This window comes from Mycobacterium paragordonae, from assembly GCF_003614435.1.
Taxonomy (GTDB): Bacteria; Actinomycetota; Actinomycetes; order Mycobacteriales; family Mycobacteriaceae; genus Mycobacterium; species Mycobacterium paragordonae.
In genome coordinates this window covers 3,836,750-3,849,514 of sequence record NZ_CP025546.1, presented here as the reverse complement: position 1 = coordinate 3,849,514, position 12,765 = coordinate 3,836,750, and the positions used below count along the sequence as shown (strand labels likewise).

At 66.3% G+C, this 12,765-nt stretch carries 10 protein-coding genes; 8 read left to right on the top strand and 2 right to left on the bottom strand.

The genetic code is table 11. The annotated features are described in order from the left end of the window. Window positions 1-191: 191 nt before the first annotated feature. The 7 genes from pafA to C0J29_RS17495 all read left to right on the top strand — a co-directional run bounded on the left by pafA (window position 192) and on the right by C0J29_RS17495 (window position 8,473). Entirely contained in the window at window positions 192-1,550 is a 1,359-nt protein-coding gene (pafA, locus tag C0J29_RS17525; protein ID WP_120793091.1) for a Pup--protein ligase, read from the top strand. A gap of 17 nt (window positions 1,551-1,567) precedes the next feature. Continuing rightward, window positions 1,568-2,572 carry a helix-turn-helix transcriptional regulator gene (locus C0J29_RS17520; RefSeq protein WP_120793090.1) on the top strand — a complete coding sequence of 335 codons (1,005 nt, stop codon included), beginning with the start codon at window positions 1,568-1,570 and terminating at the stop codon, window positions 2,570-2,572. After that, complete coding sequence (locus tag C0J29_RS17515; RefSeq protein ID WP_120793089.1) at window positions 2,569-3,549, top strand: helix-turn-helix transcriptional regulator; 981 nt, start codon at window positions 2,569-2,571, stop codon at window positions 3,547-3,549. Before C0J29_RS17520 ends, C0J29_RS17515 begins: the two co-directional genes overlap by 4 nt. Before the next feature lie 100 nt (window positions 3,550-3,649). Further along, on the top strand, window positions 3,650-3,913 hold the full coding sequence (gene tatA / locus C0J29_RS17510; protein ID WP_065049913.1) for a Sec-independent protein translocase subunit TatA: 264 nt from the start codon (window positions 3,650-3,652) through the stop codon (window positions 3,911-3,913). Window positions 3,914-3,939: 26 nt separating this feature from the next. Beyond that, window positions 3,940-4,893, top strand: a complete 954-nt coding sequence (gene tatC, locus C0J29_RS17505; protein ID WP_120793088.1) for a twin-arginine translocase subunit TatC — start codon at window positions 3,940-3,942, stop codon at window positions 4,891-4,893. After that, the gene (locus C0J29_RS17500) at window positions 4,877-7,648 is read left to right on the top strand and encodes a DEAD/DEAH box helicase (protein WP_120793087.1); all 2,772 of its coding nucleotides are present in this window, start codon (window positions 4,877-4,879) and stop codon (window positions 7,646-7,648) included. The genes tatC and C0J29_RS17500 overlap by 17 nt, the downstream gene beginning before the upstream one ends. Before the next feature lie 90 nt (window positions 7,649-7,738). Continuing rightward, window positions 7,739-8,473, top strand: a complete 735-nt coding sequence (locus tag C0J29_RS17495) for a DUF4333 domain-containing protein (protein WP_065049919.1) — start codon at window positions 7,739-7,741, stop codon at window positions 8,471-8,473. Here C0J29_RS17495 and C0J29_RS17490 read toward each other — a convergent pair whose 3' ends face one another. Further along, on the bottom strand, window positions 8,474-9,424 hold the full coding sequence (locus C0J29_RS17490; protein ID WP_120793086.1) for a 5'-3' exonuclease: 951 nt from the start codon (window positions 9,422-9,424) through the stop codon (window positions 8,474-8,476). It lies immediately after the preceding gene. 41 nt (window positions 9,425-9,465) lie between these two features. Here C0J29_RS17490 and C0J29_RS17485 point away from each other — a divergent pair, with 41 nt between their 5' ends. Next, on the top strand, window positions 9,466-10,584 hold the full coding sequence (locus tag C0J29_RS17485) for a M24 family metallopeptidase (protein WP_065164972.1): 1,119 nt from the start codon (window positions 9,466-9,468) through the stop codon (window positions 10,582-10,584). 76 nt (window positions 10,585-10,660) lie between these two features. Here C0J29_RS17485 and C0J29_RS34970 read toward each other — a convergent pair whose 3' ends face one another. Continuing rightward, window positions 10,661-11,245, bottom strand: coding sequence for a DUF5631 domain-containing protein (locus C0J29_RS34970; RefSeq protein ID WP_162951501.1), 585 nt, complete (start codon window positions 11,243-11,245; stop codon window positions 10,661-10,663). Between the last annotated feature and the right edge of the window lie 1,520 nt (window positions 11,246-12,765).

Genomic DNA, 12,765 nt, shown 5'->3' with positions numbered 1-12,765 from the left:
CCGGAAGCAGATTTTCTGAAATGGTTCGCCACATTCCACGCCGGAGAATTATCTGACACCCCGAGGCCCGAGGGGGGCACGCGCCATCATATCCAATCCACAGCTGGGGAGGTGGCGGTCAACCACGCCAATGTGGACCGCGGGCGTGGCTTGCGCACCGCGGCAATTGGACAACAAGTACCCTCGATTACGTGCAGCGACGAATTATGGGCATCGAGACTGAGTTCGGTGTCACCTGCACCTTTCACGGGCATCGCCGACTGTCTCCGGACGAGGTGGCCCGCTACCTTTTCCGGCGGGTGGTGTCGTGGGGTCGCAGCTCAAATGTTTTCTTACGGAATGGCGCACGCTTGTATCTCGACGTGGGCAGCCATCCCGAGTACGCGACCGCTGAATGCGACAGCCTGGTGCAGCTGGTCACTCATGACCGCGCCGGAGAATGGGTACTCGAAGACCTCCTCATCGACGCCGAGCAGCGGCTTGCCGATGAGGGCATCGGCGGCGATATCTACCTGTTCAAGAACAACACCGACTCGGCCGGCAACTCCTACGGCTGCCACGAGAACTATCTGATCGTTCGGGCCGGCGAGTTCTCCCGGATCTCCGATGTGCTGTTGCCGTTCCTGGTCACCCGTCAGCTCATCTGCGGGGCCGGCAAGGTGTTGCAGACTCCCAAGGCCGCCACGTTCTGTTTGTCGCAACGCGCCGAACACATTTGGGAAGGCGTGTCGAGCGCGACCACCCGCAGCCGTCCGATCATCAACACCCGCGACGAGCCGCACGCCGACGCCGAGAAGTACCGGCGACTGCACGTCATCGTCGGCGACTCCAACATGTGCGAAACCACCACCATGCTCAAGGTGGGTACCGCGGCGCTGGTGCTGGAGATGATCGAAGCCGGGGTCGCGTTCCGGGACTTCTCGCTGGACAACCCGATTCGTGCCATCCGCGAGGTCAGCCACGACACCACCGGCCGCCGGCCGGTGCGCCTGGCCGGCGGCCGTCAGGCCAGCGCGCTCGACATCCAGCGCGAGTACTACAGCCGTGCCGTCGAGCACCTGCAGACCCGCGAACCCAACGCACAGATCGAGCAGGTGGTCGACCTGTGGGGCCGCCAGCTCGACGCCGTGGAGAGCCAGGACTTCGCGAAGGTGGACACCGAGATCGACTGGGTGATCAAGCGCAAGCTGTTCCAGCGCTACCAGGACCGCTACAACATGGAGCTGTCCGACGCCAAGATCGCTCAATTGGACCTTGCCTACCACGACATCAAGCGCGGCCGCGGTGTCTTCGACCTACTGCAGCGCAAGGGTCTGGCGGCTCGGGTGACCACCGACGAGGAGATCGCCGACGCCGTCGACCGTCCACCGCAAACCACTCGCGCGCGGCTGCGCGGCGAGTTCATCAGCGCCGCGCAAGCCGCCGGCCGCGACTTCACCGTCGACTGGGTGCACCTCAAGCTCAATGACCAGGCCCAGCGCACCGTGCTGTGCAAGGACCCGTTCCGGGCCGTCGACGAGCGGGTCAAGCGGCTGATCGCGAGCATGTAGCCCCTAACCTGAACCAGATGCCAATCAACAAAGTCGAGCGACTGGTCAACCTGGTCATCGCCCTGCTGTCCACCCGTGGCTACATCACCGCCGACAAGATCAGGTCAAGCGTCGCGGGGTACGCCGACAGCCCGTCGGCAGAGGCGTTTTCCCGCATGTTCGAACGCGACAAGAACGAGCTGCGTGACCTGGGCATCCCGCTGGAAGTCGGCAAGGTCTCCAACCTGAACCCCACCGAGGGCTATCGCATCAATCGCGACGCTTACGCGCTGCCGCCCGTCGACCTGACCCGGGAGGAGGCGGCCGCGGTTGCGGTGGCCACCCAGCTGTGGAAGTCGCCCGAGTTGATCACCGCGACGCAGGGCGCGCTGCTCAAACTGCGTGCGGCCGGCGTGGATGTTGATCCCGTCGATACCGGGGCGTCGGTGTCGATCGCCTCCCCGGCCGGCGTCCCGGGACTGCGGGAATCCGAAGAGGTTCTCGGAATCCTGTTGTCCGCCATCAATTCCCGGCAGGCGGTCCAGTTCCCGCATCGATCGTCGCGCTCTGCGCCCTTCACCACGCGCACCGTCGAACCGTGGGGTGTGATCACCGATAAAGGGCGCTGGTATCTGGTCGGCCATGACCGCGACCGCGACGCCACCCGGACGTTCCGGCTCTCGCGCATCGGCGCCGAGGTCACCACGATCGGTCAGCCCGGGGCGGTGCGGGTGCCCGCCGACGTCGACCTGCATCAGATCGTCGCCGACGCGGTCGCCGAAGGACCGACCGGAGCGCTGGCCAGTGTGTGGGTGGCCGACGGGCGTGCCACAGCGCTGCGCCGAGTCGGACAGTCCGTCGGACCCCGGCAATTGGCCGGCCGCGACGGTGAGGTGCTCGAGTTGGACATCGGATTCAACGATCGGCTGGCACGTGAGATCGCGGCCTACGGGGCCGACGCGATTGTGCTGGAGCCGGCATCGCTGCGTGAGGACGTGCTGAACAGGCTGCGGGCAGCGGCCGGCTCGGGGGAGCGCCAGTGACACCCGTATCGGACCGGCTCGTCCGGCTGCTCAACATGGTGCCCTACCTGCAGGCCAACCCGAGCATCACCAAGGCCGAGGCAGCCGCCGAACTCGGCGTCTCCGAAGACCAGCTGCAAAAGGACCTGGAGCAGCTGTGGATGTGCGGCCTGCCCGGTTACGACCCCGGTGACCTCATCGACTTCGAGTTCTCCGGCGACACGGTCAAGGTGACGTTCTCCGCCGGCATCGACCGGCCCCTGAAGTTGACGTCGCCGGAGGCCACCGGATTGCTGGTGGCGCTGCGGGCTCTGGCCGACATTCCCGGGGTGGTCGATCCGCAAGCGGCACGCAGCGCGATCGCCAAGATCGCCGCGGCAGCCGGCGCCGCGGGTCACGACGATGCCGCGGCCGCCGTTGATGAACCTGCCCCCTTGGAGAGCCGAGCGATCGCGACCGTGCGCGCTGCGGTTCGCGACAAGCGGGCGTTGACCATCGACTATTACGCCGCCAGCCATGACTCGCTCACCACTCGCATCGTCGACCCGATCCGCGTGCTGCTGGTCGGCGACCACAGCTACCTGGAGGCCTGGTCCCGCGAGGCCGAGGGGGTCCGGCTGTTCCGCTTCGACCGGATCGTCGACGCCGACGAGCTGGGCGAGCCGGCCGCGCCGCCCGAACCGGTGTTGCAGTCGCCGCCCGACACGTCGCTGTTCGATGGCGACCCGGCGCTGCCGTCGGCGACGTTGCGGCTGGACCCGTCGGCGTCCTGGATGTTCGATTACTACCCGCTGCGCGACGCGCGGGAACTGCCCGACGGCTCCTGTGATGTGACCATGACCTATGCCTCCGAGGACTGGATGACGCGGCTGGTTCTCGGTCTCGGGTCGGCCGTGCAGGTCTTGGCGCCGGATTCGCTGGCGCAGCGAGTCCGCGCGGCTGCGGCAGCGGGCGTCGAGGCTTATCAGGCGTTGCAAAGCAGCTCTGAGCAGGCCTGACGCGCTGGTACGATCGGCGCGCGGTGCTGCAACCGTTCGCTTGTCCCGGGCAGGCCCCTGCGCTGCGGTAGCATCGGGTGAACGTCTGGAGGTAATCAAAGTGGGCAGTCTTCAACCGTGGCACTGGCTGATCCTCGCTGTCGTGGTGATCGTTTTGTTCGGCGCAAAGCGGCTTCCCGATGCTGCGCGCTCGCTGGGCAAGTCGTTGCGCATCTTCAAGTCCGAGGTCCGTGAGCTGCAGAGCGAGAACAAGTCCGACTCATCGGTGCAGGCCCCGGCGGCGTCCCCCACCCCGGTGCAGTCCCAGCGGGTCGAACCGCCGGCCGCTGCCGAGCAGGGCCACACCGAGGCGCGGCCGGCCTAGTCCGTCCTCACTTCTGACCGAATGTCGTGAAAGGTCCCAGGGTTTCAGCGCGCGCTTTTGGTCCTCTCAAACGCCTCAACCCGCGTAATCGGCGTAGTCGGGTCAATCCTGACGGGACGATGTCGCTGGTCGACCATCTGACCGAACTGCGCACCCGCTTGTTGATCTCGATGGCGGCGATCGTGGTCACCACGGCCTTCGGCTTCATCTGGTATTCGCACCCGATTTTCGGGCTGGAGAGCCTTGGTGAGTGGTTGCGGCACCCCTACTGCGCGTTACCGCAGTCCGCCCGGGCCAGTATCAGCGCCGACGGCCAGTGCCGGCTGCTTGCCACCGCGCCGTTCGACCAGTTCATGCTGCGTCTCAAGGTCGGAATGACGGCCGGGATCGTGTTGGCCTGTCCGGTCTGGTTCTACGAATTGTGGGCGTTCATCACCCCCGGTCTCTACAAGAAAGAGCGCCGCTTCGCGGTGGCGTTCGTCATTCCGGCGGTGCTGCTGTTCGTCGCCGGAGCCATACTGGCGTACCTCGTGCTGGCCAAGGCTCTGGGTTTCCTGCTGACCGTCGGCTCCGATGTGCAGGTGACCGCGCTGTCGGGCGACCGGTATTTCGGCTTTCTCATCAATCTGCTGGTGGTATTCGGGGTCAGCTTCGAGTTCCCGTTGCTGATCGTGATGCTCAACGTCGCCGGCATGCTGACCTACGAGCGGTTGAAGTCCTGGCGGCGGGGGCTGATCTTCGCGATGTTCCTGTTCGCCGCGGTGTTCACGCCGGGCTCCGACCCGTTCTCCATGACCGCGCTCGGTCTGGCGCTGACCGTGCTGCTGGAATTCGCCATCCAGATCGCCCGGATACACGACAGGCGGAAGGCCAAGCGGGAAGCCGCCGCCATACCCGATGACGAGGCATCGGTCATTGAACCACCTTCGCCGATCCCGGCGCCGTCGGTGATCGGCGGAACGCATGACGACGTCACCTGAGTTGTCCGTCCCCGAGGCCCTGCCCGAACTGGCCCGGTTCGCGGCCGAGCTGGCGTTCCCCCTCGACGACTTCCAGCGGCGGGCCTGTGCCGCGCTGGAAGGCGGTCACGGTGTGCTGGTCTGCGCGCCCACCGGTGCGGGCAAGACGGTCGTCGGCGAGTTCGCCGTACACCTGGCGCTGGCGGGCGGCGGCAAATGCTTCTACACCACGCCGCTGAAGGCGTTGAGCAACCAGAAGCACTCCGACCTGACGGTGCGGTACGGCAAGGACAAGATCGGGCTGTTGACCGGTGACCTGTCCGTCAACGCCGACGCCCCGGTGGTGGTGATGACGACCGAAGTGCTGCGCAATATGCTGTACGCGGATTCGGCTGCGCTACAAGGTCTTTCGCACGTGGTGATGGATGAGGTGCACTTCCTGGCGGACCGGATGCGCGGTCCGGTCTGGGAGGAAGTCATCTTGCACCTGCCCGAGGAGGTGCGGCTGGTCAGCCTGTCGGCGACGGTGAGCAACGCCGAGGAATTCGGTGGCTGGATCCAGACCGTCCGCGGCGACACCACAGTGGTCGTCGACGAGCACCGGCCCGTGCCCCTGTGGCAACACGTCCTGGTCGGCAAGCGCATGTTCGACCTGTTCGACTATCGCGGCGGCGGCCAGGCCGCCGGCGCCGGCACGGACAAACCCCACGTCAATCCCGAACTCCTGCGCCACATCGCGCACCGCCGCGAAGCCGACCGGATGTCGGACTGGCAGCCGCGCCGGCGCAACCCCGGGCGGCCCGCCCGGCCACGCTTCTACCGGCCGCCGGCCCGCCCGGACGTCATCGCTGCCCTGGACGCGGCCGGGCTGCTGCCCGCCATCACATTCGTGTTCTCCCGGGCCGGCTGCGACGCCGCCGTGCAGCAGTGCCTCCGCTCGCCGCTGAAGCTGACCACCGAGCAGGAACGCGCCCAGATCGCGGAGGTCATTGAGCACCGCTGCGGCGATCTGGCCGACGCCGATCTGGCCGTGCTGGGCTACTACGAGTGGCGCGAGGGGCTGTTGCGCGGGATAGCCGCCCACCACGCCGGCATGCTGCCGGCCTTTCGACACACCGTCGAGGAGCTCTTCACCGCCGGGTTGATCCGGGCCGTATTCGCCACCGAAACGCTGGCCCTGGGCATCAACATGCCGGCCCGCACGGTCGTGCTGGAGAAGCTCGTCAAGTTCAACGGCGAGCAGCACGTGCCGCTGACCCCGGGGGAGTACACCCAGCTGACCGGGCGTGCCGGCCGCCGCGGGATCGACATCGAGGGACACGCGGTCGTGCTCTGGCACCCGGATGTCGAACCGTCGGAGGTCGCCGGCCTGGCGTCCACCCGCACGTTCCCGCTGCGCAGCTCGTTCGCGCCGTCCTACAACATGACGATCAACCTGGTGCACCAGCTGGGTCCCGAGCAGGCGCACCAGCTGCTCGAGCAGTCCTTCGCCCAGTACCAGGCGGACCGGTCCGTCGTCGGTCTGGTGCGCGGCATCGAGCGTGGCAAGACGATGCTCGACGAGATCGTCGCCGAGTTGGGCGGGCCCGAGGCACCCGTCCTGGAATACGCCCGGTTGCGGGCGCAGATCAGTGAGGCGGAACGTTCTCAGGCCCGGGCGTCCAGACTGCACCGGCGGCAGGCAGCCAGCGACGCCCTGGCCGCCCTCAAGCGCGGCGACATCATCAACATCAATCACGGCCGCCGGGGCGGCCTTGCCGTGGTCCTGGAAACCGCGCGCGACCGCGACGACCCGCGGCCCCTGGTGTTGACCGAACATCGGTGGGCGGGCCGGATCTCGTCGGCCGACTATTCCGGCGCGACACCGCCGGTCGGGTCGATGACGTTGCCCAAGCGGGTCGAACACCGCCAGCCGCGGGTGCGACGCGATCTGGCCTCCGCGCTGCGTTCAGCGGTGGAGGGCCTGACGATTCCGGCGGGCCGGCGTCCCAAAGACGATTCGCACTACGATCCGGAACTGACCTCGTTGCGCGAGAAGCTGCGTCAGCACCCCTCACACAATTCGCCCGGTCTGGAGGAGCAGGTCCGCCAGGCCGAGCGTTACCTGCGCATCGAACGCGACAACGCGCAGCTGCAGCGAAAGGTGGCCGCCGCCACCAACTCCCTGGCCCGCACCTTCGATCGGATCGTCGGCCTGCTCACCGAGCGTGAATTCATCAAGGGACCGCCGACGGATCCGCATGTCACCGACGACGGCCGGCTGCTGGCGCGGATCTACAGCGAGAGCGACCTTTTGGTGGCCGAGTGCCTGCGCACCGGCGCATGGGCCGGGCTGAAACCGCCCGAGTTGGCGGCGGTGGTTTCGGCCGTGCTCTACGAGGCGCGCGGCGGCGACGGTCCGGGGGCCCCTTTCGGCACCGACGTCCCGACGCCCCGGCTGCGGCAGGCGCTGGGGCAGACCGCGCGGTTGTCCACGGCGTTGCGCGCCGACGAGCAGACCCACCGCATCGGTCAGACCCGCGAACCCGACGACGGCTTTGTCCAGGTGATCTACCGCTGGGCGCGTACCGGCGACCTGGCCGCAACGCTGGCCGCGGCCGATGCATACGGGTCTGGATCTCCACTGTCAGCAGGGGATTTCGTCCGCTGGTGCCGCCAGGTGCTCGACCTGCTGGACCAGGTCCGCAACGCGGCGCCCGACCCCGACGTGCGGTCGGCGGCCAAGCGCGCTATCAATGACATTCGGCGCGGCGTCGTCGCAGTTGACGCCGGGTAGGCTAGGCCGGAGCTACGGTTACATCCGAAACGCGTACAGGGGCCACCAGGGGCCGACGGTGGCGAGGATAAATCAGACTGAGGAGCAAGAATGAGCGGACCGCAGGGGCCAAACCAGTCATGGCAGCCGCCAGGGGGTTCCTCGGACCCGACCGTGGCGGGCTCGCCGTGGCAACAGCAGTCGGGTGGTCAGGACGCGACCTGGCACGCCCAGTCCTACCCCGCCGCGGAGTACCCCGGATATCAGCAACCGGGCGAGTCCGCGTACCCGCAGCAGTCGCCCGGGTACGGTTCGGACTTCGGTTCGCAGGCGACCCAGTACGGCGCGACCCCGCAGTACGGGCAGCCGCCGCAGTACGGTCAGCCACAGCAGTACGGTCAGCAGCCTCAGTACGGTCAGCCGCCGCAGTACGGGCAGCCGGGACAGCCGGGTCAGCCGGGTCAGTATCCGCAGCAGCAGCCCTACAGCCAGACTCCTCAGGGGCCGAAGCGTTCCAAGGCGTTCCTCGGCGCCGTCATCGGCGGGATCGCGCTGCTGTTCGTGATCGTCATCCTGGTGCTCGGTTTTGTTGTGCCCGGGTTCTTCGTCACCACCAAGCTCAATGTGAACAAGGCCAATTCCGATGTGCAGTCGATCCTGACCGACGAGACCAACGGATACGGCGCCAAGAACGTCAAAGACGTCAAGTGCAACGGCGGTTCGGACCCGGTGGTGAAGAAGGGCGGGACCTTCGACTGCACGGTGAGCATCGACGGCGCCAACAAGCACGTGACGGTGACGTTCCAGGACGACAAGGGCACGTACGAGGTCGGTCGACCGCAGTAGTCAGAGGGCGTCGAGCGCTTTCTGAAGGCGCGAGATCGAGGATCCGACGCCGTAGCGGGTGGCGAGGTCGGCAGTGCGCTTCGGGTCGGCGGCATGCAACGGCAGCTCGTCGGTGGGCGTGGAGAGGCTGACCGGCGCGTCGGTGGCCACTCGCACCACCGCTCCGGCCGCTTCGATGTAGTCCGTCGCCGACTTCAATTTCGTGCGAATCCCCTTGGCCATCTTCGACTTTGGGTCCTCGGCGGCTGCCACGATCTGCTCCAGCGAGCCGTGCTGGGCGAGCAGCGTGGCTGCGGTCTTCTCGCCGACCCCCGGTACTCCCGGCAGCCCATCGGACGGGTCGCCGCGCAGCAGCGCCAGCTCCGCATAGGCCGGTCCGGCCCTCTCGACCGGTACGCCGTACTGTTCGGCGACCTGCTCGGGTCCGAACAAGGTGGCCTTGGACAGGCCCCGGCCCAGATAGAGCACGCGGACCGGGACGGGTTCGTTGGCGACCACCTGCAGCAGATCGCGATCTCCGCTGACGACCACGACCGGGTCCTTGCGTTCCTGGGCGGCGAGGGTTCCCAGCACATCGTCCGCCTCGAACCCCGGCGCGCCGGCCGTCGGGATGCCGAAGGCGTCCAGCAACTCCATGATCATGTCGACCTGTGGAGTGAGTTCGTCGGGAACTTCCTCTACGTCAGGCTCGCCGGCCGGTTCTATCTCAGCCACGCGGTGCGCCTTGTAGGACGGGATGAGGTCGACCCGGAATTGCGGGCGCCAGTCCAGATCCAGGCACACTGCCAGCCTGCTGGGCTTGTGCTGGGTGATCACCACGGCCATCGAATCGATGAATCCGCGGATGGCGTTCACCGGCCTGCCGTCGGGGGCCTTGATCGAGGATGGCACGCCGAAGTACGAACGAAACCACATGCTGGCGCCGTCCAACAGCAACAAGGGTGCGGGCATGACGATAATCCTGCCAGGCCGTCCGGGTTAGCCTGGCTGGCATGGACGCTGACCGATTCGAAGCCGCGGTTTATGCCCGGCGCCTGGGTGCTGCCGCTTCGCTGGCGGGGCGGGCCGGCCTGGCCGGTCTGGTGATCACGCCGGGTTACGACCTGCGCTATCTGCTCGGGTCCCGTGCGGAGACGTTCGAGCGTCTCACGGCACTGGTGGTTCCTGCGGTCGGTGAGCCGACGGTGGTGCTGCCGCGATTGGAGTTGGCCTCGTTGAAGGAGTCCGCGGCCCTGGAATTGGGTTTGAGCGTGCGGGACTGGGTCGACGGCGAAGACCCGTATGCGTTGGTTCGTGGTGCTCTGGGCGGGGCTGCCGCGGTGGCGGTGACCGATGGGATGCCTGCTCTGCATCTGTTGCCGCTGGCTGCCGAGCTCGGGGTGCTGCCGGTGCTGGCCACCGAGGTGTTGCGCGAGTTGCGAATGGTCAAGGAGGAGGCGGAGATTGAGGCGTTGCGTGCGGCCGGGGCCGCGATTGACCGCGTGCACGCGCGGGTGCCTTCGTTTCTGGTGCCAGGCCGGACCGAGGCCGAAGTCGCCGCTGACATCTCGGAAGCTATTGTCGCAGAGGGCCATTCGGAGGTGGCCTTTGTGATTGTGGGGTCTGGTCCGCACGGCGCCGATCCGCATCATGGATTTTCGGACCGAGTGTTGGCGGAGGGCGACATTGTCGTCGTCGACATCGGCGGTATGTATGCGCCTGGGTATCACTCGGATTCGACCCGCACTTACAGCATTGGCAAACCTAGTCCTGTTGTTGCAGAACAATATTCGGTATTGCAGCAAGCGCAGCGCGCGGCTTTCGATGCGGTCCGTCCGGGCGTGACGGCTGCGCAGGTGGACGCCGCCGCCCGTGATGTGCTGGACGCGGCCGGCCTGGCGGAGTATTTCGTGCACCGCACCGGGCATGGTATCGGGTTGTGCGTCCACGAGGAGCCCTACATCGTTGCCGGCAACGAACTGCCCCTGGCCGAGGGTATGGCGTTTTCGATCGAGCCGGGCATCTACTTCCCGGGGCAGTGGGGTGCTCGAATCGAGGACATCGTGGTGGTGACGTCGGACGGAGCTATGTCGGTCAACAACCGGCCGCATGAGCTGGTCGTGGTTTCCTGAGCTGTCACATCCGTACCGAGATTCGTTGGCACAACCCCGTCTGAAACGTGATATCGCATGCGATATCACTAGATCACTAGCCGGCCTTTGCTGCCAGAAACCATGCGAGGTGGTAGTTGGCGGTCGCCTTGTCGCCAACAACCAGAGCATCGAGTGCGGCGAGCAGCTGCCAGTTGCCCACGTCGTGGGTGTCGATGTGGTTGGGATAATCGTCCAGGACGCGCTTGCTGGTCTCTGCGAGATGCTCGTGCAGGAGGTCGATCTCGGAGTCCAGTACGCCGGTGCCGGCGGAGGCTGCTTTGGCGAGGGTGTGTGCCAGCCGAGGTAGACCGTCGCGCCACTGGGTTGCTTGGCTGAGCTCCCAGCCGAGGTCGCTGACGTCTGGGACGGACCGGGGTCGCGGTGATGTCGAAGTCTGTTCGCCGTCGTCGGCCAGATGGTGTGTGGGGGTGTAGCTTGCGGTGACGGTGACGTCGCCGAGTAGGACCTCCACCTTGCCGCGGCGCCGCGCAGGCGGTAGCAAGGTCACGGCGGACGGTAGGTCGATGCCGGGCGGGATCCAGCCGCTGGCCAGATCGGTCACCAGCAGGGTCGTGTTGTCGGCGCGGTCGCCGGCAGCCCAGGCAAGGCGAGGTTGTTGGCGGGCGACGGTGTTGACCAAGCGCTGCAATCGTTTCCGCGCGGTGGCATCGGCTGAGGCGGTTCCGATCGCGGCTCCTGTTGCAGTGGCGGCGACTGCCTGGGTTCCTTGCGTTGGCGGTGTTGGCGGGGGAGTGGAAGAGGCCGTCTGGCGCACGAGTGCTGGCTGGTTGGCGGCAGAGTGTCCTGACGAGGGCGTCACCGGCGCGGAAGATGGCGTGGCAGAAGGGGGTAGGGGTGTGCTTTGCGGTGGCGTCGGGGTGATTGTTGTCGCGACGGGAGGCCGCAGATCGGAGCCGTAGGTCGGCAAGGGGCCGACGGCCTGCGGCGTAACCGGAGGCGAAATAGGTTGTGCCGCAGCGACTATTGGGGTGGTTGCAGGCGTCTCTACGGCCGTTACGTGGTGGACGGGTTGCGGAGAATCAACTACCGGAACGTGCACCTGTGGGTTGGGGGCCGCGGACGGGATCGTCTGCGCGGCATGGGAAATCTGCGGTTCGGTCGATGTGACTGAGATCGGCGGCGCCGCGTGCGCGGCCGCGGAGAACGGGGCGCCCGACTCAAAGCCTTTGTTGAAGCTTTGGGCTAGTTCGGTGGGGGTGATGGTAGGGGTGTGGGGTAGGGAGGCTAGCGGTGGTTCGGTTGGACCGTTATGACCGCCGATTATCGGAGCCATGGGCGAGCCAATCGGATTCACCGGCGCTGCAGGTGCTCTGGTGGCAGCAGCGACTGGGGTTGGCGGTAGCGCCGCAGATGGGCTTGCCGGCGGATCCTGAAGAGTGTGTCCGGACCGTATCGGTCCCTCGTGCCCAATCGGCAATGGCCTCACCACTTGCCCCCCGCTAATTGGCGGCTGGTAAGTGGTCGGGAGACTGCCGTCACCCAGAGCGTGTGGGTTGACATGCTCTGGTGCGTCTATTGTTGGTCCGCCCGACGTCGGGGCGCTAGCCGTCGGCAGTTGGCCGCTCCCCAGGACGTGCGATGACGATCCTTTCCCAAGCATCGCGGTTACGTCATTTCTTAGATCCTCTTGACCCTGGGTTTGGCGGAACATCTGGCCGATGTCGGCACCGTGGGCCTGCGCAAATTGACGGGCTACCTGACCTGTCCCCTGAGTGTCGAGAATTCTTTGCATCGCATCCAATACATTGCTGGCATATTTTGCTGCAGCAATGTAGGCCAAAGCTCTGTAGTTATGTATAAGATCTAGAATGAGCGTGATTCTGGTTTCAAGCGGCTGCTCGGATCTTTCGACGCTTTCGATTCGCTGGTTGCCCTCGCAGGCCAAATTAGTGAGATCGTCCTGTAGGCTCAGCATGCTGTCGTAAGCGGAGTCGTATGCGCCGCGCTTAATTGCGTTTTGAGTGCCTACTGCGCGAGCTTGTGCTTCACCAGCATCAAATGCAGCGCCAAGATCCTCGACCGTATACCCCCGCTGCTCGGCCAGATGCGTTGTTCTTCCGGAGTGCAGCGCGTCCGCAAAGTTGTTGAACCTCACACGTATGGCTTCCCGGTTGGATCTGGCCTGTGAGAGAGCGGCAA

What these genes read in the sequence shown, in the direction of transcription:
- C0J29_RS17520 (WP_120793090.1), top strand. Translation starts at nt 1,568, where the DNA reads ATGCCAATCAACAAAGTCGAGCGACTGGTCAACCTGGTCATCGCCCTG.
- C0J29_RS17500 (WP_120793087.1), top strand. Translation starts at nt 4,877, where the DNA reads ATGACGACGTCACCTGAGTTGTCCGTCCCCGAGGCCCTGCCCGAACTG.
- C0J29_RS17495 (WP_065049919.1), top strand. Translation starts at nt 7,739, where the DNA reads ATGAGCGGACCGCAGGGGCCAAACCAGTCATGGCAGCCGCCAGGGGGT.
- C0J29_RS17490 (WP_120793086.1), bottom strand. Translation starts at nt 9,424, where the DNA reads ATGCCCGCACCCTTGTTGCTGTTGGACGGCGCCAGCATGTGGTTTCGT.
- C0J29_RS17485 (WP_065164972.1), top strand. Translation starts at nt 9,466, where the DNA reads ATGGACGCTGACCGATTCGAAGCCGCGGTTTATGCCCGGCGCCTGGGT.